Here is a 23,774-nt window from a genome sequence, read left to right as displayed (position 1 = left end):
GGCGGTGTGCTGGGAGGTATTGGGAACGTTCCCACATCAAATTTCAATGTGCACTGCACAAAAGTGCCTTGCAGCTTTGCGGTTAGCATGTCTGTTCAGGGCCGCCTGCCAAAAGTAGCGCCATTTTCCGGGAACGTTTCCAATGAGCATCAGCATCAATGACGTCGCGCGCGTGGCGGGCGTGTCCAAATCCACGGTGTCGCGGGCGCTGAGTGGTGGCCCGGTCAGCGAGGAGGTGCGCGCCCGGGTGGAGGTGGCGGTCCGCCAGACAGGCTATCGCCCCAACCTGCAGGCAAGGCGGCTGCGCACCCGGCACACCGGCATCATCGGCGTGATCGTGGCAGACATCCGCAACCCGTTCTTTACGGCGCTGATCCGCGCGGTGGAGGAGGTGGCCTATCGCGAAGGTCTGCGCGTCACCCTCTGCAACACCGACGAAGACCCTGAGCGCGAGGCGCTGTACCTGGAACTGATGCAGGAAGAGCGGATCAGCGGGCTGATCTTCGCGCCGACCCGGACCACGCTGGGCCGGCTGGAACGGCTGACGCTGGACCATCCCACCGTGCTGGTCGATCGCGCCGCACCCGGCGGCGCGATCGACAGCGTAGTGCTTGATAACCCGGCAGCGATGGCCGGACTGGTCGAACACCTGGTCGAACGTGGCTATCGTCGCATCGGCGGCCTGTTCGGCAGCACCAGTACTACCGCAGCCGAGCGGCGAGATGGCTACCTCTCTGCAATGCGTGCGCACGGGTTGGAGCCGGACTACCGGGAAGTCGAACCCACTGCCGAAGCCGCCATCGCTACAGCCGGCCAGTGGCTGGCCAGCCCGTCACGGCCCGAAGCGCTGGTCACCAGCAACAGCCTGCTGCTGATGGGGGCACTGAAGGCGGCACGCAACGCAGGCCTTACGATCCCAGGGGAGCTGGCGCTGGCAGGTTTCGACAACGAACGTTGGACCGAGTTGGTAGAGCCAGGCATCACCGTGGTTGAACAGCCGGTCGAAGAGATGGGACGCGCCGCGATGTCGCTGTTGCTGGAACGTCTGCGCACGCCGGAATTGCCCGTGCGCAGACTGGTGATGACAGGGCGATGCAGGGTGCGGGGATCTACGGCAGGGAAATGAGCCGGCAGATGAGGTCGTCAGCGCCGATGGCCAGTCCAGCTCACCGCCTCCCCATCCGCGCCATGCGCCAACCTCAAATGCAGACGCCCCGCATCCGGCGCGCGGTGCAACGCATCCGCCGGCATCGCGCGGCCTGCGGATCCATGCCCTGCCCAGGTCAGCGCGATGTCCGGCCGTCCTGCAGGCGGTCCTCACACCGAAGGCACCAGCGGTGCGACCAGGCTCTTCAGGCGCAGCAGCGGGCGCTGCAGGGAAGGGTCAATCGAGGAGTGCAGTTCAATCCAGAAGGTCCAGCGACCATCAACCTGAGCAGGCAGGTTGCCCCGGTTCCATTGCTCCAGCTTTGCGCAGATATCGGCCACCGTCGTGGGGGAGTAGACGAACGCAGGCGTCTGGTAGACCGGCAGATGCGTTTCCAGGACCGGCACGTCAGGCGGGTTTCCCGGGGCGAGCTGATAGCCGTAGCGTATTCCGCAGACGATCGTGCGATTGCGGGCGCCTCCGTCAAAGATCGTCGTGAACATGGCCTCCAGCGGGCAGGCCACCGGGTCATAGGACCAGCGACCAACTGGCAGTGAAGTGGCAACATCGATGAATGGCACTACCGGCTGCAGGTAGCTCACTACCGGCGTGCGGTAGATGAAGTCAGGACGCGTAGCGGCACCTGCCGGCCCCAACAGTCGTTCATTCCGAACGACCGCGACCTTGGCAATCGCGTTCTGATAGGTCGCGATCGCCAACCCGTCGAACCTGAAATCAAAACTCAGCAGTTCGAACGCAGGTACCTGCTTTCCCTCCTCGGTGGGGAAGAGATAGCACTGCACGCCAGGGTCCTCTCCCATGCCCACGACGGGGCCAGCCACGGGAGTCAAGCGGTGGGTCACGCCGTCAGGTGTCAGGCAGGCAACGGTGGGCCAGGCCAGGTTGCCTCCCTCCGGCGTTGCAGTGCGTACCAGCGTGAGGCTGCGATACCACGTGGCACGTTGGTCTGTCGCCAGGCTGGCGCTGAACCCGTAGACCTCCTGCACCGGACCGCGGGTTGCCGCTCGAACGAAGCTGGGCCGGACCATTGCCGAAGAGGTCCAGTGGCGCGCCCAGGCACTGGCCACGCCAGCGGCGCAGACTGCAAAGCTGGCCAGTGCATTGGCCAGCCGCGGCCCGTCGCCAGGCGGCTGCCCATCGGCGAGCCCGGCAAGCAGCTCCGATAGCCCTGCAGCATTTTCGGTGTACTGGGCCAACTGGCCAAACAGGTCGTCCTCGGCCAGTGTGCGCTTGCGCACCGTGGTCGGAATGGCGTTGAAGGTGAGCGTGATCTCGATCTGATCCTGCTCGGTGGACTGGTGGCGTAGCATGAACGCATAAGACCAGCGGACCGCATCATTCACCGAAGCGGGCGCTCTGGCCTGGATCGCGCGATGATCCAGCAGCGTCGGCATCTGCGGATAGGCACGCAGCGGAATGGGTACCGTCGGTGTCCCCAGGGCAAGGTCGAGCGCACCCGGTGTGCCTGAGTGAATTGGGGTAACGAAACTCAGCCAATCCGAACTCGCGTAGCCATCGACTACCTCTGCAATGTTGAACTCCAGCTCGACCACCTGATAGTCAAGCTGCATCGTCAGGCTTCGGTGGGCCGCCACGTCCGGCACAGACACCAGTACATCGACAAGTGATGGACCGGCCTTCAACGAGACCTTGCCGTTGCTGAGTGATGCCGCCTTCAGCGTTGGATCCTCACTGGACAGGGTGGCGACAGGTACGCCCGACAGCCGTGCCGTAGGCTTGTCGAACACGCTGTTTATGGCAGTCGCATACTGAATCACCGCGGACGTCCGGTAGCCCTGGGTCAGGGAGACCAGCAGCGACTGACGCAACGCTTCGGCCGCAGATGCGCGGTAGGTATCCGCGTTTGCATTTCCATCATCGGCCAGCACGTAATCGAGGCCGTCGGCGATAGCGGCGGCAAGTGACTTCTTCGCGCCGATGATGGTCTCCAGCGCGGCTCTGTTCACCAGGTAGGCGTTGGTGACATAAGCAGCAGAGATGACATGCTCCAGGTCCGTCAAGAAGGTGCTTGCCCACACGTCAAGATCGATTCCCTGGTAGTCGCTGGTCTTGGATTGGCCAAGCAACCCGGTGATCGGATCCAGAACCGCTATCTGAACGTTCTGTCGCGCGACAAGCGCGGTGGACAGCGGCCGCAGCGCAAAGCTGCGTGGCTGCGGGCCCGCCGTGCCAGCGATCTCGGGCACGGGGGGAGCAACGGTGACCGACGCAATGCCGGTGGCAGTGAAATCAACCGCCCACACATCGGTGCCACCGGTCTCCTGCTGCCCGGCCAGGGTCTTGCCAGTGGCTACGCGCAACCCGGCGATGGCAGCCTGGAGCTGGGTGGCGAATCCTACCAGTGTTGTCGGACCGGTCTTCGTAGCATTGGAGGGCACGCCTTGACGCGCCGTTGCCAGCGCCGTGCGAGCGCGTACGACTGCCGAGGGGCGCTCAGGTGTGCCCGCCAAGCCTGGATCGGCAAGCGCGTAGGCGCGCTCCAGCTGCAGCCAACTGCAAATCGGGAACACGGTATCGGGCCAGCGCCAGGTCAACCCGCCACTCGCGGCGGGGACCGCAAGCGGCGCCTGGCAAAGCGCGTCTGCGGGAGGCAGGGTCAGCGACGCGCCTGCGGCGAGGAAGCCGATATCGCCGTTGGCTGCGAGCAGGCCATCAATCGTGACGGAAATGCCGTCGTGAGCGAAGCGCTCCAACAAAGCCGTCATGCTGTCCGCGGCGGCGATCGTTTGCCGCGGCGACGGCCTTTCCGGGGTATCGGTGCTGGATGCTCGCAGTGCCACCCCGGGTACCAGCAACCCCGGCGTGCCAGCATTTGCCCCTAGAAGGTTGGACGGATCAATCCCGAAGCGGGCAGCGGCCTCCATTGCGGTTACGCCTGGCTGCCCGGTTGACGCGGTGCCAAGCCGCGCTGGCGGGCACACCAGAAGGCCGCCAGCGGCGAGCACTCCCGGAGTAGCCTCGATGGAGGCGACCAGGGCATCGAGCGAAATCGCTGGGACAAAGCGGTTGCAGACCGAATTGAAGCTGTCACCGTCAAACGTATCGACGCTGCTACCAGCAATTGTGACGGTGCGGCCTCCAGCGATCACCGCGGGCATCGCACGGTTGAGGGTGGCCAGCGCGAGTGGTGACAGGGTGGCCTGGTTGCTGTCCGGCGGCCCGAAGCACGGCGCCAGCTCGGCCAGGGTCTGCCCAGCCCGGATCGAACAGGGCGAGGTCGGCACGGTGAGGTCCTCTGGCCAGTCACTCAAGCCTGGGACAATCACATGCGCCGCGGTTGCGAGCGCAGCGGTTCCATTGTGGCGGAGTAGATCGCCGGGAGCGATAGCCGCATCGGCAGCGATTTCGCCCAGCGTAGCGCCGGCAGGCAGGGCCGTTGGAAGGGTCTGCAGGAACAGCGGCGTGCCATCCGGGAAGAGGGACGTGGTTTGAGTGTTGAGTGCCGCGATCTGGGCAGAGGTGGCCCCTGTTCCGTTCAACGCCAGGGTATCGGTGCTCTTGAGGAGGTAAGCGTCGACCGCCAGGGAGGCGCCGCTGCGGAAAAGGCCCGGTCGATCGGCATTGAGCGAAGCGACCATCGCTGGGCTGAAGGGCAGCCCCCGACCGTTGAAGACGGACGTCACACCAGCGAGTGTGGCTTCAGCACCTGGACCCGCTTCGTCAACCTGAACGCGGATGCCATTGCACTCAAAGATGAAGCCTGGCGTCAATAGGCCTGGCCGCGCGGCATTGGCGGCGATCAGCCGTTCCAGGGAGCAGCCTGCCAGGCCAAGCAGCGCCAGTAGCGTCATCGCTGACGCTGGTACGGTCAAGGCCGTCGCCGGTATCGTGATCTCGACCCCTGGCATCAGGGGGAGGTGGACATTGTCGTCGTCCTGCAGGATCTGTACTGCATCCACCGGCGGCTTCGCTGCCGCTGCCACCTCCGCGACGGTTTGACCCGCCCGGAACATCACCGACTGCGGAAGCGCGAAGTGCGGCCCGGCCAGAATGGCATCGAGCCGAACATGCACGTTGGCGCTCCCCAGCGATCGGTAGGACACTCCGAAGTGGGCCAGGGTGGCGTTGATCGATGTCGGTGTCTGGGCCAGGAAGCGGCGGCGCATGGACTGCCCACCGACAAAGACGTAGGTTCCAATGGCCAACGACCGCAGGGGAGCCATCGGCACCGGCACCACGTCCGGTGCCGAGCCACGCAACTGGCGCAAACTGGTCAGAACAGCTGCCTGCAGATCAGGCTGCATGACTTGATAGTAGATGGCGGCGTAGCGATCGCGGTCGCGCTCGGCCTTGCCACGGAGTGCATCGCCCCCTTCGCCTGCACCAGGTTGATAGGCGATGGCCTGCAGCGCGGCGCGCACCAACAAGAGTGCCTGTCCGCCCACAGCAGGATCTGCGATCACCTCATAGCTGAGGGTGGTGCAGGGCCAGCTGCCAACCCCGATCAGGACGTCGGTATAGCCTACGGGCACGTCTACGGCCGCCACCAGGTCGGCGAGCCCGTTGGCTGCAGGTGTATCCGGTAGTTCTGGGGGAAGGCCTTGGGCGTTGCCTGCGGCGGCAGAGGCATTGCCAAGCACGTCGTGGAACCAGAGTGCCACCCGCGCCTTGGCCAGCGTCCAGCCCTCCTGCGTGTTTGCACCTGCAATACCGGCATAAGGGCTTAGCTCACGCGGCGGATAGGCCGGCAGGTCGAGCAGCGGATTGGTTTTGGCGAAGCGATGGATCGGTACGACGCGCATCAACTTCCAGAACGTCTTCGTCGGCGGATCCAGATGCACTGGCGGCGGCTGGCCCCACCGGCTGACCCTCGTCGCTGCCGGTGAAGGCTGGCGTTTCCGTCAGCTGATAACCGATCAAGCTGTACAGCTGGCGCAGTGCCAGCTGTTGGCTCCCCTCTGTGGCATCTTTTCCCGGATTGGCCAGGTCAAGCGTGAAGCCCACCTGGCCTTGTGGCACCGTCGCTACACGGTCAAGTTCGGCGCCTTCGCTGGCCTGCGCAAACAGCGTGATGGAGCCAGGGTCCACCCCATCGCCGACCACGGCGCAATCGTTGAACGGGAACAGCTTGCGCACCGGCCAGCCGGCGGTTCCGTTGATGGTTGATTGGGACGCGAGCTGGATCAGGATCGTCAACGTCGCACGTCCATCCTGATCGAAGATCCCCTGCGGTATCGGCTCCTCACCGCCCGTCGCCCGCAACCAGCAGCCGCCACCGCCGACCACGCTGGCTTCCCAGAGCAGTGTCATGAACTGGGCCGAGTCGTTAGCCGATGCAAAGTAGGGACCGGCGGTCGGTGCAGGCATGTCCAGGCGTGTGCGGATTGCAGACGCCCCGCTGTGCGTCTCGGTGGAGAGATTGGCCTTGACGAGGAACGTTGCCGCCAGGTCCAACGGGGTGGTCGTGAGCGCCGTTGGCGTTCCGGACGACACCGGCAGCTGCCAGGCCAGGATCAGCGTCGCGCCTTCGCCTGCGGGAGGTACATTGTGCTGACCGTTGCTCTCTTGAATGACACCCAGGTACTGCAGCAGGCTGGCCAGGCGCTGACGATCGGCGGTGTCGGCACCCAGTACCTCCACGGTGTGCGGTGACCCTGGTATGGCACAGACATCGACGTCGATGAGCGTGCCCCATGCATAGGCATCAAGCGCTACCGGCTCGGTCGAAGCGGTTTGCTGGGGCGTCACCTGTCGCAATGAGAAGCTTGCCGGGCTCCCACCGGGAGCGGAGATCGCCCTCATATCAGCGGGGAGCAGCCACACGCTGGGGGAACTGCCCGTGCTCACCGGGCCGGGTAGCTGCGGTGCTACCGTCGTGCGCCAGGCGATCGCCTGCGTCACCACGTGGCGCACACTCATTTCACGGTAAAGGCACAGCGGCGAAACGGCGCCCTGCAGCGTCGGCACCAAGCTGTTGGCAGGGTAGTTGGCCATCAGCTGGGCAGCGGTCAACGCCAGCGTGATCGATTCGACAGTGCCAGTGCGTACCACCATGCCTGCCGGCAAGGCTGCTTCGGCGCTCCAACGGGAAAGACCGGTGTTGAACGCATGGATCTGCGGATGCCGCTCAGACAGGTCAGCCCGTGTTTGGCCTTCAGCGACTGTCGTGGCGGCGGCCAAGCGCAGCCACGTGCAAGGCTGCCCCTGGCGCATCGTCAACGAGAGTGCCAGCGACGGCCCGCCGTCACCCGGCGGTGGGCCAACAACCTGTTGCCCAACAAGCTCGTAAAGACCGGTCATTGGACCGGTCGCCTGGTATGTCCCATCGACCAGCACCGGCGCCGGAAGCCGTGCGCCGTGCAGCATGAATCGAGCGATCTGGCCGCTTATACCGGCCTCAACCCTGGGGTCGTGCAGCGCGCTCATCAGGCTGTCCAACTGTAGCGCTGGGACGACTGGAATCTTGAGGGCACTGTCCGGAACTACCGCCAGTACCCCGGCGGCGTGCTGAATGCGGGCACCGAGGTCCTCGAGCGGCAAGCCATAGCTTTGCGCAAAGGCCAGCAGCGTCTGGCCATCGGCGGTGGTTCCCTGGGCGCCAGGCACGGCCAGCATCGCGAGCGGGGTCAGCACGTCGGCCACTGCCATCAACGCGGTGAAACCAGCCTGCTGATCGGGCTCGGAGCCATCCATCAAAAGCCGGAGCCGCAACATGGCCAGCGTATCGTTTGGCCGTACTACCAGCACCGCATCTGTCGGCATCGCGATGGTATGGCCGGGCAGCGGCGTTGCATTGGCGACAATCACCGCCTGTAGCCAGGCGGCGTAGACACGATCAGAAGTGCCCCTCTGGGTCGCCGCGACTGCGCCTGCGACGCTGTCCAGGGTGTCACCGGGCAAGGTTCTCCAGGTCAGTGGCGCTGCCGGTGAGGCAGGCGTGTCCTGATCGAACTGGGCCGGCACCAACAGCGTGGGGGGGAGCGGACCATCGACCGGGATCGCGTCCGGATTGAGCGCGGCGATCGCTTCGGCATACCAGGCTGAGTCGGGCAACGAGGTCTGGACCGGATAGCCCGACAATCGCACCCAGAATGCCGCCGCCACTGTCTCCAGAGGAAGCGCCAGTGGATTGGCGTACGAGAAGGATGGCAACGCAGCGGAGGCGCCGGCGCGGATGACACCCGTCGCGCGTAGCAGCGCGGGACTGGCCATCCACGATGCCAGCTCGACATCGTGGTGCTCGGCAATCGCCGATAGGGTATCGCCCGGCTGGATCTGGACCATCAGCTCGCCCAGCGCTACGGTTTTACCGGCCACCAGCGGCCAGGAGGGGTTGCCACCGGCGATGCTTTGGGAGGTGACGCCGAGCGTGACGGCAATGATCGCCCCGACCGGGGTCGCCGAGATGGCAGCGACGATGCCAGGGTTGAGCGCGACCAGCTCGGCTGCGGACAATCCATAGACCTCGGCAACCGCGTCGACGTCATCGTCAGGACGGCGGACATACGCCACCTGCGTGGTCGGGAAGCTAGCGGCAATGCCTGCCAGGCTATCGGTAGCCGCAACGTGGTGCGGATAGCTCGACAGCAGGTTGACCGCAGCCTGGGCGGCGGCCCGCGCGACCATCAGGCAGTAGTCGCGGAACACGAAGGAGGCCATTGACTCACTGTCATCCCCCGCAGTCCGCAAACGATGTTCCATGTTGGGACGATCGTTGGGCGCGCGCGCATCGAGGCGTGCGAAGTAGGCCAATGCCTGCGTCTCATAGTGGGCATCGACCGGCTGATAGCTCCAGAACTGGCGCTGCGCCTGTTCGGGAGGCAGCTGTGGGCTCTCCCACTCCAGTGTTGGAACCATCGGGAACACGGTCACCCCGACAGCGGGCAGCTCCCCATCCGGCGCAGCGCTGAGCGCCAGAGTCAGGTTGTGACTGAAAAAGCCATCAATATTGGGCCAGGTGAAGCCCTGGTTGGCCGCTTCGGGCATCGCCAGTTGCTCAACCAGCTCCTCTAGTGCGCCCAACGTCACCACCGCCGTTGAACCGGCTACACCCAGTGCGTCCAGAGACCATCGCAGTAGACCCTCAACAAGGTTGCCGAAGGTCGTCGATGCCGCATCCACGGCCACCGCGTTGTACCCGATGTCCGGGCACTGACTGTCAGCAATGGTGTCAGGATCGGGCGGCACCGCCGTATCGGCGAGAAGCAGCATCGCGATGCGGTAATCCGGATCTGGATCTTGTGGGGGCACGCCCCCGGCGCTCCAGGCGACAGGCACGTTGGCGATGGTGAACGCCGGCACCAGCGTGATCGCACCGCTGCGAACCTCACCCTGTGGGAAGACGGCGGCATCTCTGGCGAACTGCAGGTGATAGAGCGTCGCGGTCGGCTCGCCGATGCCCGCGACCAGGCCGTTGCCCCGCAACGCCTGCGGCGGCCCAGCGTGGGATCGGGCAATTGCACTGCCTGCAGCGGCCAGCGCAGGTGATGCGGGGTGACCGAAACGTTGCAGTCGATAGGCGTGCCGCGTGATCGACTTGACGTGTGCTGGCCGAAGTCGGGGCGGGGTATAGGCGTGGTTCGATCTCGACATCCGGCTGCGGGTGCTTTCACCGGGAAGAAGGGTCCAGGGCGTCGCACTGCTTTGGCCGATGGTGAAGGATGCCTCGATCTGCAGGCCAAACGAGAAGGAGACGGAGAAGAAGAAGAACTTGACCTTGGCGTTGACCGACACGCCAACGTCCAGTTCGATCAGGGTCGCCTGGTTGGAGGCCAGGGTCAGGGTTGCATACGCGTGCGCCTCCACACTGACCGACACGCTGATGATCTTGAAATCAACCGAACCATAGAGTTTGCCAACGATGCCGGCCGTGCCGCGGCACCAGTAGTAGAGCGCGTTGGGCCGGCCTGCGTCGGCGGGGCGGAACCAGCCAAGAACGCCTTCGAAGATGACCACTACGTCGACGTACAAACCGGCGCTCAGCGGCCCCTTGTTGAAGGTGCGGCCGACGCCGATCTCCAGTCCAACCCCCAGTTCGATCACCGGGCTGAAGGTGCCGTTGCTGATCCTGGGTACGCGATCAGAGGTCGCCCCGTCGCGCAGGCCGATGTAAATGCCACCCCGTCCATTGAATATGCCCGCTTCAAGACCGAAGGAGACGGAGAAATCACGATTGTGCGGAAAGCCGAGATCGACCAGGAAGTTGCCGTTGGTGTAGACATCGACGTTGATGATGCCCAGGGTCACCGAGATCGCACCAAACTGGAGTTGCCGGAACGCGCTTGGCATCTGCAGTCGAACATGGAACACGCCAATATCAGCGGTGACTTTCTTGTACATCAGCTCGAAGCTCAGCCCGGCCAGCGACCCCGCGTCGGGTCCGGAGAGCGCGATCAGGGCGCCGTACAGGTCCGGGTCGTGCAGAACCAACTTGAGCGAGACGGTATCCATGACCTTGCAATCGATGCCAAACAGCCATTGGCTGGCGGCGTCGAAGCGGGTCTTTCCCGAGCGCAACGGGTTCTTGCGAAGATCGTCAACCTGCTTCATGTCGTCGCGCATGGCCTCGATCACCTCGGCGATCGAGGTGTAGCGGGTCATCCCGTCCAGGGAGATGTGCTGACCCAGTCCGAAGTAGCGCAGATCGAACAGTGACTGACCCTTGCCAGGCAATGCGGGCGGGGCCTGGTTGATGGCGTCCCAGCTCAGCGGCTTGTCGGGCGTGTAGGCGGTGCCGAGCACCTTTCCGGTCAATACAACGTTCACCTGTGGCGTTCCGGTGCTGCGGTCATACCGCAGTCCTACGGTATCGATGCGCGCAAACGCCAGTTCAAGCCCAAGATCGTAGGTGAGCGTGACCTGCTCCAGCGTGGGGTCGATCACGACGGCGAAGCGGCCCAGCTCGATCGTGTCCAGGAAATCCCAGGGGGGATCGAGGCGGAAATTGGCATTGGGATTGGCCAGGCCCACCAGGAACCGGATGACCCCGCCCAGCGTCTCTCCGGACAGACGGAGCGTCAGGATCTGGTGTCGAGCGGCATCCTTGCCTATCCATGCCGTCGCTCCACTCAGGACCAGTTTTCGCCAGGCCACCGAGAACAGGTAGGTCTTTTCATTGGCCCGGAAAGACAGCCCGGCGGTCAGCTTCAGTCGGGACACACTGAAGCTTCCGCTCAATGTTCCGCTGGTCTGCGTCGCTGGATTGAGATCGTCGTCGCCGCTCTCGCGGGTCTGCCGCTCGATCTTCGCTGTCGCGGTCATTGCGACGGGAATGCCAAGCACCGTGTCCTTCAGCGAGGCGGCCACGCCTGCAGAAACGCGGTAGGGATTGCCAGGGGCGGTGCTGTAGTTGACCGAGAAGGCGGTGAGTTCAAGAACGAACGTGTCGTTCTTCATCCAGTCCGGATACGGGTAGCCCAGAAATGCCGTCACGAACTTGGGCAGATTGATGGGCCCCCCCACCAGTTCGCCGCTGAACAGCCAATGCCCGTCGCCCGGGTACTCGGCGCCGAGCATGAGCTGCACCGGCGTTGCCTCAGGAAGGGTCATGGATACCGTGCCGACGATGCTGCCTGAAACGGCACTTTGCGAGACCTGTACCCTGAATTCGATCCGATCGAGGTTGTAGACGATGTTGCCGAACGTCAGCGGCCACTGGCCGAGCACCGTCATCTCGCCCTGGTAGGTCTTGCGGGGTAGCGAGGCGAGGAAACTCGCATCGCTGATCGTCAACGACCTGGGAACGTCCGGTGGTGGGGTGGAAAAGTACGCCGCGAAGGCATCGGCGATCGGCAGCTCGATCGGATTCTCGGTATAGGCCAGGAAGGCCATGTCCGGGATGTCCATACGCACGGTCAGCGTTACCTTGGGCGGATCGGCCGGCGCGTTGGACCCCAATGGCGCGCGGTACACCACCGGTGCCATTGCCCCCAGCGAACTGGTCTTCTTTGCGCCGAAGCTCATCGTGCCCCAGATTGAGGCCGTCATCAGTGTGGGATCGCTTGACCAGTCAAATGTCCAGCGCACCCCCACCTGATCGATCTGGACAAAGGGAACGGGCGGCTGCCAAGGCTCGGTTGAAACGACCGTGATGGATGAGTAGGCGACCCCGGGGCCATTCCCGCTGGCGGGCGGATAGAGCCCGAACTCCAGCTCGGACACGCCAAACGCATTGAGAAGCGGAACGCCAGCAGGCAGGTCAAACGCGCCGTCAGGCGCTCCGATCAGCTTGCCGAGCATCTGCGCCCCGGTGCCGAGCGTCAGGGGGTTCTTGCCGAAGGAGACGTAGATGGGCCAGATGTGGTCGCCGATCAGGAGCGGCGTGCTCATGTCCAGGACTGTTCTGGGCACGGTATCGGCCGAGAAGGTCGCATAGAGCATTGCCGCTGACGTAGGCGCGCCCTGCAAGGGCAGGGGACTCGGGTCGGGATAATCGTTGCGCAGCCGAAGTCCGACAGCATCCAGCGCCACATGCGGGCCAAAGCCGGTTGTCGCGTTCGGGGCGGGGGCGTCCAGGGAGAAGATCGGCTGGGCGGGATTGCCCAGGTCGACGCTCCCCTCAAGGCGCAAGCGGTCGCTTCCAAGGTAATCGATGTAGGGGGCAAGGCTGCTGCCGGTAAGCCTGAGCCAGCCCGAGAGCCTGGGCAACGGGGCAACGCCCGCCGGGTAGTTGACAACACCAATCGTCGGCGACTCCAGAACCAATGGAGCCACCACAGAAGGGCCCAGAACCAAGCCCTGTCCACGTGGAGCAGGCACCATCGTGCTCTTGGCACGTCGGCTTTTCGGCAACTGCTGATCTGGAAACGCCTGGGAGAAGGTCCAGGGGACGTCCTGCGTTGCAATCGTCAGCGTCAGCGTCAGCTCTGCCGGACTACTGGCCTCGCCGCGCGCAGCGGGCTGGCCATCGAGAGTGAAGCGCCAGTCGGTACTGCGAAACCGGGTACTGCCGGTCATCCAGGCGCCGCTGACCGTCTGCCCGGCTTGCCCATTGCCAAGTGCGAGGCTGGTCACACCCAGCTTGGCCAGGAGCGTGGCCAGCCCAGCGGGTGCGTCGCCAGAGAGCGTTCCGGCGCTGATCAGCGCCAGGAAATCCGCGTAAAGGCTCGCTGGGGTCGTCACGACTTGAGCTCATCGGCGGTGGGCGTGGGCGCACGCAGGGGGCTGTCGTCATCGCGCGCCGCATCGGCTTGCATCGCATCGCGCAACCACGCGTCGCTTGCGGCGAGTTCGCCGTAGCGGGCCAGCAGGTCCTGATAGGTTCCACGCGGCTGGAAGGACACCGCCGGGATCTGCTGGCCAAGTGCGGTCGAATCCATGATGTCGTAGAAAACATTTCCGTACTGCATTGATCCATTGATCTGGTGGACCGTCGTTTGAATGCCCTTGGTCGTTGTGAACTGCTCCCAGCCGGCATCCTTGGTGGCCTTCTTCTTGCTGAAGACATAGGCAACATAGGTGCGCGAGTAGGACGTGCTCAGCGTGCCATCGAACACGTCGATGACCTCTTTGATCGGGTGGTTATGACTGTTTCGTGGCCCTGCACTGGCGACGACCTGCTGCGGTGAAAGGTTGGTTGCGAATGTCTTGATGATCGAGAAGTTCATCTTGTCTATCGGCTTCTGCGCATCGTAGTTCTCTACCGCGGTGCGCAACGCACCATGGTGTGGAATCTGCAATGCAAACACCGTTGGGATGAGAGGGTTCTTCTTCCACTTCGTATAGAAGTCATTGACCTTTGCCATGGTGTGATACGTCGCATCCCCTGGCAGTATCATCGACCACTCACCATTCTCAACGCAGATAACCGAGGACGAGGCGTTGCGGATGATGTCTTCACCGCCACTGGACAGCTTCAGCCCCGATACCACGACACGAATGAAGGTCTTGCCGAATTTTGTCAGGTACCCCACCTTGGCGCGCGTCGACGCGCTACCGTAGCTGGTGTCGAAGGGCTCGTTGAACGCCAGGTCGGCATCGTCATCGTCGCTCATGAACGTTGCGAAGGACTGAACCTTCTTCTGGTTGGTCTTGGACCAGTTGCATCCGCCGAGATACCAGTTGTCACATATTGGCTCGATGCCTGCGGCCCGGATTGCCGTTTCCAATGAAGGCAGCAGCGACACGTGGTCGCCATCCTGGTGCGAGATGATCACGGTATTGAGGTTCGGATCCATGCCCGCGGCCTTCTGTTCCTTCAGTTTTTCCACCACGTAGCTGGAGGCTTCGTCGGCGTAGCGCTGGTTGCCGCCGAAGTCGACGAGCACCAGCTCAGTGGGTACCCCGTCCTCCTTGCCGTCGGGGTGGTGTTCAATCAACGTCGCCATGCCCTGGCCACAGAACAGGACCGCGACACGCGTCAGTGCGGCCATTGCACATCTCGATTCGGGCGGGGCAGGGCGCGTACCTGCGAAATAGTGCTGCGCGTTGTACGGGCTGCCCCGGCGGCGGGGGCGTCGTCCTGTGCGTAGGCTGCATACCAGCCAACCTTGTCGGTTGCGTTCTGGTCGGTGTTCCCGAACAGCACGATGTCGTTGTGCCCGGACGGGAAGCTCAGGCCAAGGACCCGCAGGGCGAAGTCGCGCAGCCGTAGCGTGTAGGTTCTCGGCTGGTCCTGCGGGTTGTCCACCAGGAACTCTATCGAGCGGAAGCCAAGCTTGAGTATTCCCTGTACGGGCAGGCTGACGCCGAAGGCCTCCTTCGTGCCGGGAAGCTTGACGCCTACATACATGCTGGGCGTGACGCCATCCACTCCGGGACTCCATCCTGCCAGTACCGAAAGGGAGAGGCTGGCGCTGCCGGCGAGCGCCCCCAGCGTGCCCAGGTCGATCGTATAGTTGAGCCCGTACCAGGGCTCACTCAGCACGCCCTGGTCGATGGGAGCACTCACTGAGACAAAGCCCATGCGTTCCGGACTGAGTGGCACGCCGGCCTGGTCAGCGTTGGCCGCCTGGGGCAGCGCGGGGTCGGGCGTGGTGATGAGTGCGGCCAACCGCACCGGGAAGCGCTGTACCAGTGAGTTCGGGCGCGCCACGCTGTTGGCGGGATCGAAGGACAGCGCGCCATCGTTGAGGCGGAACACCGTGGTGTTCTCTGGATCGCCAAGGTTGAACTGCATGTCCACCGATAGATTGCCGAAACGAAGGTAGCCGTCGGTGCCATCGCCTGCCGGTCCCCAGCAGAAGGGGTCGAAGTGGTCAGGTTCAAAGAAGCGCAGATTTCCGCTCATCCTGAAGGTCGCGGTGACGGTCGCACCCTGCTGTTCCGACGCGGCCTGGGCGGTGACCATGTCGGTGGCGATCAGCTGCACCGATTGCAGTACCAGTCCGTCGAGCGCGAACTCGTTCTGGCCGTCCATCGCAAATACATACGTGTCGTGTTCGCTGCCATCGGGAAGGGTTTGAACCTGATGGGCGCCGGTGAGGATGATGTTGTTTCCCTGCGAGGTGGGGAACAGGCGCGCGGGCGCCCCAAACAGGCGGTTGATCATCAGTTCAACGCGGCTGGCGAAGGTGGTCACCACGGAATTCTGGAAGCCAACACTCAGCTGCAGCACGCGGAAGGCGAAGCGGATGTTCTCGGCGAAGTACTGGTGCTCCTGGTTCTCATAGTCGATCAGTCCAAACAACGTGCTGCGCTGGAAGTCGAGCGCGCCGTTCAGGAGCTGATAGGGGGTTGCTGCGATGCCGACGTGGTGGGCGTAGAAGGCGCCGGGGTCGATTCCCGCCGCCAGTGGTTGGAGCGGGGCAGGGAGCTGATCGAGCGGAACCTCCACCGACAGCGCAAGCACCCCTGTCCAGTTCGGGTCGTTGACCAGTCGATTGAACGGCGCATACAGCGCGCTGCTCGCGCTGGTTCGACCGGCGGCGGTGGCGATGATCTGCAGGATGTCAGCGCTGGCGGTGGTCGGGTCACCGCTGGGGCTTGCCACCTCAGGCCAGGCCCAGGTCGACACGTCTGCGGCCATGTCGGCCAGACTGCGGCCGAGGTTGAACTTGTAGATCAGGTAGGCGTTGGTCTGGCCGCGACGGCCAGGAGAGGTCCAGTTGTCCGGCGACATGCGGAACGTCCAGCCATCGACAATCGGCGAGAGCCTGCCTGCGAACCGTTGAAACACGCGCGCCTGCGCATCGGTGATGCCTGGGTGGGCATTGTTCAGTGCCGCGCGGAAATGAAGAAGGTCGATGTAGACCGGATAGCGTTGTGCGGCCATGTAACTGCGCACGTCGGCGATGACGTCCGCAGGCAGGCCGCCGCCACCGGGCAAGGTCTCGATAACGTCCAGGTCAAGCAGGGTGAGGCGGTACTCGACCGATCCTGCGGTCTTGAAGACCTCGGCGTTGCCCAGAACCATGAACAGGTTATTGGTCAGCAACGCCTGACGGAACTCTCCTGTGACCGAGGTGAAGCGCAGGTCGGGCTCCGCGCCATTTGCTGCGGCCTGGCCAAATGCGCTCCACACCCAATGCTGTCCGTCGGCGTCCATGCCTACCGCCATGCCCTGGGGCGTGACACCGACCGTGGCCGCCACAGGCAGCGCCTCCTCTGCAACGGGCGGGAGGAGCAGGGAGGCGGAGGAGTGAGCAACCCGTGCCGTCGCCATTCGGGTCAGCACGCTGCGGCGCATGGGCGCCAAGGCAAGCTGCTCGACCTGCAGTGCATCGAGCAGCATGTCAGCAGGCAGGTTGCGGAACGGCGCCATGGGGAAGGCGAGCCCGGGGGCGGGGGGCGATAGCGTGGAGGCACGCACCTCGAGGAAGTCCAGGAATGGCGTGGTGCCTTCCCCACCCTCAGGATTCGTTTGAATCGTATCCCGCGCGGTGTAGAACGGTGCATCTTCGGGCTGGGCGAAATAGCCGATGCGCTGTCCCGATGACGCGGCAGCGTAGACCCAGGCGGTGGTGCCCAGTCCGGTAAGGGCACCCAGGCCATCATTCCCCTGGTGATCGGCGTAGGCGGCCTGGCCGGGGACGAACAGCAGTGTCGACCCACCCGTGCCCGGCACGCCCAGGTACTCAAGCGCCGATGCACCGCAAACCAAACGCTCAATCGCGGTTGTCCCGCTCTGTCGGGCAACGATGCCAAGACCGAACCCGCCCTCGAGTGTCAGGTAGTAGCCCCCAGGTGACGACTCGGTGGCATAGAAGGGTGCGATCGCAAACACCAGCCGCGCTGGCGGTGCGCCAGCGGGATTGAAGGCCTGCGGAATGAGATCGACCGCATGGCCGCGTGCAGTGGCGTAGCCGGAGGAGAAGGTCGGCGCCGTTTGCGGGCTGCTCCATGAGAAGAACCCGAAGTTCGTGCGCCCGGTGTCAAGCGGGCGCTGCGCATCCAGATTGGCATAGAGAGAGAAAGGCGTAGCGTCCGGCTGACGCAGGACCTGGAAGGTTAGTGCGTGAATCTGTCCGGTGTCGGGAAGAGCGGTGAAGTAGCGAATGGAACATCCCAGCTGGACAAATGCATCGGTCGCATCCAACGGGGCGGGGAGATCCAGGCGCGCACGCCAGCAACCGGCAGCATCACCAGCCATGCAAAGCGAGGAGGTGCCCAAGGCTGCGTCAAATTGTCCGCCGGTGCTATAGAAGGTCAGTGGCGCCGACGAAGCGTTGTCGCCCAGCGCGAAGCCCCACCCGAGGTCTCCGCCATCTGCCGGGCCAATCGTGCCGCCACTGTGCACGATGAGTGCGTTGTCGGCAAAATCGAAATCCAGCCGTTGTGCGATCACCCAGCTACCCGCAGCGTGGCCCGGTGCAACGGTCAACTCCCTGACGGACCAGGTCAGATAGCCCTGGTTGGGCTGAAGTATCCACAGAAATCGCGGTGCGCCGCCCGCATGGAAGGCGCCCAGGTAAGCCTCCAGTTCCCCAAGGAACGCCAACGCATCGGCAATGGGCTGGCCCAACAGCAGGTAGGTACCGCCGCGGTTGGCCCAGGTGTCACCGAGCGTTGGATTGGTGCCTAGCATCGAACCACTGTCAGCAAGATATCCGGTGATCGGATTGAGCGAATCAAGCCAGTACAGTGGGGACTGTGCGACACGGGAGAAGATGGGTTGCGCCCCGCTCATCGGGCGGCTCCGGATAGTTCGATGCGGTCACCATGGAGCAGCGGCAGGTCCAGCCAGTCGCGGCTGGGGGCAGCGGCAATACCGGATGTCCAATCCAATCGCACCTCCAACCCTTCGCCCGGTGTGAAGGTAGAGGTGCTGTCGCCGGCCAGGATCGTTGCGCCGCCGCTTCGCAGCAAGCGGATGCCGACCAACGACAGGCCGGCAACGGGGGGGCGGGCGGCGCGCGCCGACAGTACGTTGCCGATCGTCGTACCAATTGGAACCCGCTGGCGGTGACCATTGACGAACACGTCAATGGCCGCACTGAATGTGGCCCGTCCCCGCAGGTAAACGGCAGCTACTTCGCTGCCTGGCGGATTGCCCCGGCGCAGGCTGCGCGTTGCCGCCTCGATATCATCCAGATTGTTGGCGGCGATGAGCACTGGATTGCGCTGAATGATGGCCGAGCCCGTACTGCTGTTGGCCAGCAGATCCGGCGCATAGACAAGCCTCAGGAAGGGCTGCTCGAACTGGCTGAAGAAGGCATCGATGGCGCCAGCACCACCGTAGGACTTGCCTTGCTGCGGCGGTGCCGGGTTGATGTTGAGCCCGTGCGCACCGGCAAGGTTGGCCAGGAAGGCATCCAGGCCAACCAGCCACTTTCCGTCGGTTGAGTAAGAGGCAATCTCGTACTCGGCTGTCGCACTGGTCACAAAGCCGGAGAGATACTGCGAGTCTGGCATCGCTCCCAACCCCTGGTAAGCGGCGTACTCCACGCGCAGGACCATGCCCGGGCGTAGATCGAAGTAGCCGCCGGCGAAATCCACGCCGTAGGAGTAGTAGAGGGTCTCGGCAAAGGTCTGCGGCATTGCCCGCGCCATTGCCTGTTGCACGGTGGAGATCGCCAGCGGCGATGCGCTTGCATCGTGCAGTTGGCTCAGGAAAGAGCGGTACGCATCCCGCACGGTGGTGCGGATCGGCCCGGATCCTTGGCCGGCAAAATCCCAGACGGCACTGTCGGCGGCAAAGGCGATTTGATACCACAGTCCAGGCTGCCACCCCGTACCGGGTGCCGGGCCGATCAGCGCCACCTCGAACGGCGGAGCGTTGGGCAGCGACACCGGCGCCGCTGGGAACAGGTCCGGTAACAGCACGGTGACTACGGACGGGGTTACCGGACTGATGCGCGCCGGGGCAATGTAGGAAACTGATGGGCCACTGGAGAGGAACAACGCACGCTGGGTGAGGGGCGATCGGGCACCTGGCCCGCTGAGCTGTGCCGACGCCGGCTGGGCGGTGATGGCCTGTACCACGATGCTGTCGGCCGCAGTCCAGGTCGCAAGTGGGGCGCTTAGCTGGGTGAGATTGGTCTCACCCAACATTGTTGAAACGTTGCCGGACAGCTGGGAGACGCGATAGCCGGTTACGCTGGCATCGAGCAGGGGATCCCACGTGGCGACGGCAATTGAGCCGTTGAAGGTAACAGACAACCCGCTGGGTGCATGCGTGATGATTGGAACCGGCTTATCCGATGGACCGTTGAACGTGCAGCCGTCGACCGTTGCGACTGCGCTGACCGCCACGCTGTATGCGGAACTCGCGTTGAAGGTGCCGGTCGGCAGTGTGATGCTGACCGTCGGACCCTGGGATGCCGGAACATCCCGGCTGATGGAATCGGCGCCACTGCTGGCGATGAGCAGCCGATACCCGGTCACGTCCGGCACGCTCATCCAAGTGAGGGTGCAGCTTTCGTCGGAGCTGAAACCAATGGATTGGACTGCCGGCGCCTGGGTGATGATCCTGGCCGACGCACGAGGTCCTGCAGCTGCCGAGGACGTCGACGTATTCACTGCGCGCACCCTGACGCTGAAGGCCTGTGCAGGGTCCAGGACGACGGGAAGCACCGCACTGGCTCCGTTGGTATTGATTGACCTGACCACTCCAGTGCGGACAGAGGTGACGTCCACGACGTAGCCGTTGCTGCCAGCAACTTCCGTCCAGGCCGTAGTGATGCTGGATCCATCAAAAGCGACACGGGTGATCGCCGGCACTGCCTGAATTGCGGCAACCGTGGGTGAAGCCGGACCGGTGGCTGCTCCGGCCACCGCCGCCACCGCAATCGTGGCCGTCTTTCCCGGCGGAAGCACAATGGGCTTTTGCCAACGGGTTTCTGCCGTGGTCTGAACAACGGGGTCTTCGCCCGATAGCGTGAAGGTCACGACGTAGCTGTCGACGTCCCGTTGGGTCGACCGGCTCCAAGAGGCAAGGAGCGTTGTGCCGCCGTAGTCGACATTCACGCTGCGAGGGGCCTCGGTGAGCAGGGGTACGCCGTCCCCCGCCGGGCCGATGATAGTTGCCGAGACTGCGCGCAGGGCAATCCAGGCGCCTGCCGGGATCGTGGGCGGTAGTGCGATCGTCGCTTGCAGCGGCGTGGCTGGAACCGCGGGAAGGGGGGTTTCATTGCCATTCCAAAGCACGACAGGAATGTAGCCATCGACCCCGGCCGGCGCGTTGCCGCCCGGCCAGGCCCATCCAAGCGCGATACTGCCTTCAGCGAGCGCGGCAGCACTGGCAATCGAGGGAGCCGTGGTCAGCAACCGGGTTACCGCCTGAGTCGATACCCATGCGCCCCCCACCGCAGCATCCACCGCCACGCCGAACACGGCGCTGGCATCCAGGCGCGCCGAGGGCAGCGGCAGTACTGCGGTTGTCGCGGCAGCTTCGGGGCTGCTGGCCACCGTCACCCAGCCTCCATCGGCCGTGGATTCCACCAATCGCAGCCGGAACCCCGACGGGGAACCGGCAACAGTGCGGGTCGCCCAGGTGGCGGAAAGCTGGCGTCCATCGACGCGCGCGCTCACCGTGCCAATGGCAGATGGCAGGAACCTCATTGGACGACTACGGGGTCCAACGCAATGGTTGCCGATGGCTTGAACGGTCAATGCCAGGGCTTTGTTGACATCAAATGAAGGGGCATCCTGGAGCAATGAGGTACCGGTCACGGTCCATTGCGTCGCCGGCGCGTCCGTCTGCGCGAGGGTGACGCGATAGCGCTCAACGGCAGTTCCGGCGGGAGCGCGCCACTGTGCCGCCACCTTCCACGCGGAGTCGCCGACCTGGGTGAGTGAGGCAGAGGCAATCTCGGGTTCGCAGGACAGCACCGGCACGGCAAGCGATGAAGGCCCGATAAGGGCCGCCCCGGATGCGGTGCCGCTCAAGGCGGCGATCAGGCTGAGGCCGATGCCGCCGGCGGGCGTGGCCGGAAGTGAGAACGCGCCCTGCGCATTGGCCCGCACCGGCTCGCCCAATGGGCTGCCATCGACAAGGAGTGTGATCGTCGCTACGGGTGTGTCCAGCACCGGACCGGCAGGTAGCGTGACACTGCCGCTGACTGCCTCGCCATCGAATGAGATGTCCTTGATCGTGGGTGCGAGTAGAACAAGTGGCGTGGCTGTCGAAGGCGGCCCGAGGATACCGCCGGCCCTCGCCCTTGCTGCCAGGGTCAACCCGCCGCTCGCCGAATGGGGCAGGGCAGTGAAGCCCCCCTTCAGACCAGCAGGCGTCACCAACAGACTTCCGTCAGTAGTGCCCAGCAGCAGCTCGGTGGTCGTTGCGGCCGGATCGACGCCGGCCAGATCCACCCTTGCCTGCAGCGAAGAGGTCTGAATGCCGGTCAACGAGGGCGCGGAAACGATCAGCGGAATCGGCGTTGAAGCAATGCCTCGCGCGCTCCCGGTGACCGGCACAAGGATCAGCGCATAACGCTTTGTGCTTTCTATCGCCACCTGGGGCACGATAGTGGCCGAAAAGCCATCCGTAGCCGTCACTTGGCCAACCACGATCCCATCGTCTACCCGGATGATGGTCGCGCCTGCGCCACCAACCTCACTCCAGGCCACCTTGAAAGTGCTCCCGTCGTACACGGCCGATACCAGCTGGGGCGGCCGGCGTGGGATGGTGACCGGCATGCCCGCAGGGCCAACCACCAGGCCGGATCGATACGCCAGAGCCACCTGCCAGGTGACCGAAGCGTCCAATGGCTGGTTGCGTGCGAAGGTCACCGTACTGCCTGCGGCAGCCTGCGTCGCCACGATCGCACCGTCGGCGAGCAGCTGCCCAACAACGGTCCCCGGCGGTGAGTCGCCAACCGCCGCGGTGACCGTAACCTGATAGCTGTTGGGAACCGCCAGGGATGTATAGACGGCAGCGGAAACCTGGGGCGCGGCAAGGATGAGCCGCGGCGAGACAGCCGGCTCAGCGCTTGCTATGCCGTTGGTTCCTGCGATAGAAACGGTGTAGCTGTGGCTCGGATCAAACGGCAGCGCAGGGGACAGGCGCCCCCCTTGCGCGTTGAATGTTCCGGAGGCCACAACCGCCTCTTCGGTGCTGTCATAGAGCACTGCAGTGACCGACGAGATCGTCGTGGCAACAGGGAGCGTCCATCCGATGTCCACGCCATCGGATGCAACGCTGACCACCCCCAGTGTCGGCTGCTGCCACACCAGCGGCGTTGCTGGCCCCCAGGCGACGACAGCTGCAGCTGCATCAAGCGTCACTGCCACCGTGTACTCAAAAGAAGGATCGAGTACCCCGGCTGCCACCGTCAGGTTGGCCGAACGGCCTTCGATGGTTGTTGACGAAATCCAGTTCCTACCCGCGGGGGAGCCGCGGAAGAGGGCCACCGCTGCTCGTGGAACAGGCAGCTTTGCCAGTGAGACCACAATGCTGCCACCGGCGTAGAACACCGAAGCGATCGGTGGCGCACCTGGCACGTCCACGACAAACGGGGCGCCCGGTGGGCCCGACAACACACCAGCAACATAGTTGGTGCGGATCTGCCAGTTCGAGCGCGGGTCCAACGGGCGACTGAGCGCCAAGGTGACTGGGCCGCTGCCGGATGTCTGCTGCTGGACAACGGCGCCATCGCGAAAGAGCTGCGCGCAAACGCTGGTCTGCGCGGGCACGGGGTCCTGCAGGCTGACCGTCAACGTACACGCCTGCGGCCCCGCTGCCGTGTAGCCGACGGCGCTGATCGCAGGTGAGGCGAATGAGAGCGGTGGCGAGAGTGCCTCAGCGCCTGCGGAAACACCATGGGTTCCAATCAGCGAGATCTTGTAGGTAGCCTGCGGATCCAGAGGGACCGGCAGCACAAGCTCGGCACCGCTACCTGAGAACAGCCCCGTTGCCACACGGGTCCAGGTGCTGGTGTTGTACAGGGTTGCACGCACCTGGCTGATCGTGGTCTGCACCGGCAAGGTCCAGGCCAGGTTGATGCGCTCCAGCCGGTTGTAAGCTACCGACAGTGCAGGGGCCTGCCAGACCAGGACCACGGGCAGACCCCACGGGCCATTGGCGGGGTCGAAGGCGAGAGCGACGTAGTAGACAACGGTAGGATCCAGTGCCCCCTGGTAAAAGATGCTGGCGGCAGCCCCCGAACTGGTCGCTGTCGCCAACGGCTGGCCCGTTACGGAGCGCTGGAACAGCCCAAGGGTGACGGTACGCGAGGGAACAAAGTCGAACTCCCCGCGAATGAGCGTGCTCACGCAGCTCAGCGAGACGATGGAGGGCAGGCCAGGAACAAGAGGATCTGGCATTGTC

6 protein-coding genes are annotated in these 23,774 nt (G+C 64.3%); 1 reads left to right on the top strand and 5 read right to left on the bottom strand.

Annotated features, from left to right (window positions below):
• Positions 1 to 142 precede the first annotated feature (142 nt).
• The gene (locus tag AC3IR9_RS10470; protein ID WP_489295654.1) at positions 143 to 1,126 is read left to right on the top strand and encodes a LacI family DNA-binding transcriptional regulator; all 984 of its coding nucleotides are present in this window, start codon (positions 143 to 145) and stop codon (positions 1,124 to 1,126) included.
• Positions 1,127 to 1,317: 191 nt separating this feature from the next.
• Here AC3IR9_RS10470 and AC3IR9_RS10465 read toward each other — a convergent pair whose 3' ends face one another.
• The 5 genes from AC3IR9_RS10465 to AC3IR9_RS10445 are packed head-to-tail and all read right to left on the bottom strand — an operon-like array spanning position 1,318 to position 23,719.
• A complete protein-coding gene (locus AC3IR9_RS10465) occupies positions 1,318 to 5,931 on the bottom strand; it encodes a hypothetical protein (RefSeq protein ID WP_489295653.1) in 4,614 nt (1,537 codons plus the stop codon).
• Entirely contained in the window at positions 5,858 to 13,249 is a 7,392-nt protein-coding gene (locus tag AC3IR9_RS10460) for a LysM peptidoglycan-binding domain-containing protein (protein ID WP_489295652.1), read from the bottom strand. The genes AC3IR9_RS10465 and AC3IR9_RS10460 overlap by 74 nt, the downstream gene beginning before the upstream one ends.
• Complete coding sequence (locus tag AC3IR9_RS10455; RefSeq protein WP_489295651.1) at positions 13,246 to 14,499, bottom strand: MBL fold metallo-hydrolase; 1,254 nt, start codon at positions 14,497 to 14,499, stop codon at positions 13,246 to 13,248. The genes AC3IR9_RS10460 and AC3IR9_RS10455 overlap by 4 nt, the downstream gene beginning before the upstream one ends.
• Positions 14,487 to 18,194: a hypothetical protein gene (locus AC3IR9_RS10450; RefSeq protein WP_489295650.1), complete on the bottom strand. Its 3,708-nt coding sequence runs from the start codon at positions 18,192 to 18,194 to the stop codon at positions 14,487 to 14,489. Before AC3IR9_RS10450 ends, AC3IR9_RS10455 begins: the two co-directional genes overlap by 13 nt.
• A complete protein-coding gene (locus tag AC3IR9_RS10445; protein ID WP_489295649.1) occupies positions 18,191 to 23,719 on the bottom strand; it encodes a hypothetical protein in 5,529 nt (1,842 codons plus the stop codon). The genes AC3IR9_RS10450 and AC3IR9_RS10445 overlap by 4 nt, the downstream gene beginning before the upstream one ends.
• Positions 23,720 to 23,774 lie beyond the last annotated feature (55 nt).

This window comes from Stenotrophomonas sp. GL_101, from assembly GCF_057835675.1.
Note: the sequence above shows the minus strand (reverse complement) of the source record. Positions and strands in the feature narration are given on the sequence as shown.

Coding starts and splice junctions, on each gene's coding strand:
- AC3IR9_RS10450 (WP_489295650.1), bottom strand. CDS start 18,194: ATGAGCGGGGCGCAACCCATCTTCTCCCGTGTCGCACAGTCCCCACTG.
- AC3IR9_RS10455 (WP_489295651.1), bottom strand. CDS start 14,499: ATGGCCGCACTGACGCGTGTCGCGGTCCTGTTCTGTGGCCAGGGCATG.
- AC3IR9_RS10465 (WP_489295653.1), bottom strand. CDS start 5,931: ATGCGCGTCGTACCGATCCATCGCTTCGCCAAAACCAATCCGCTGCTC.
- AC3IR9_RS10470 (WP_489295654.1), top strand. CDS start 143: ATGAGCATCAGCATCAATGACGTCGCGCGCGTGGCGGGCGTGTCCAAA.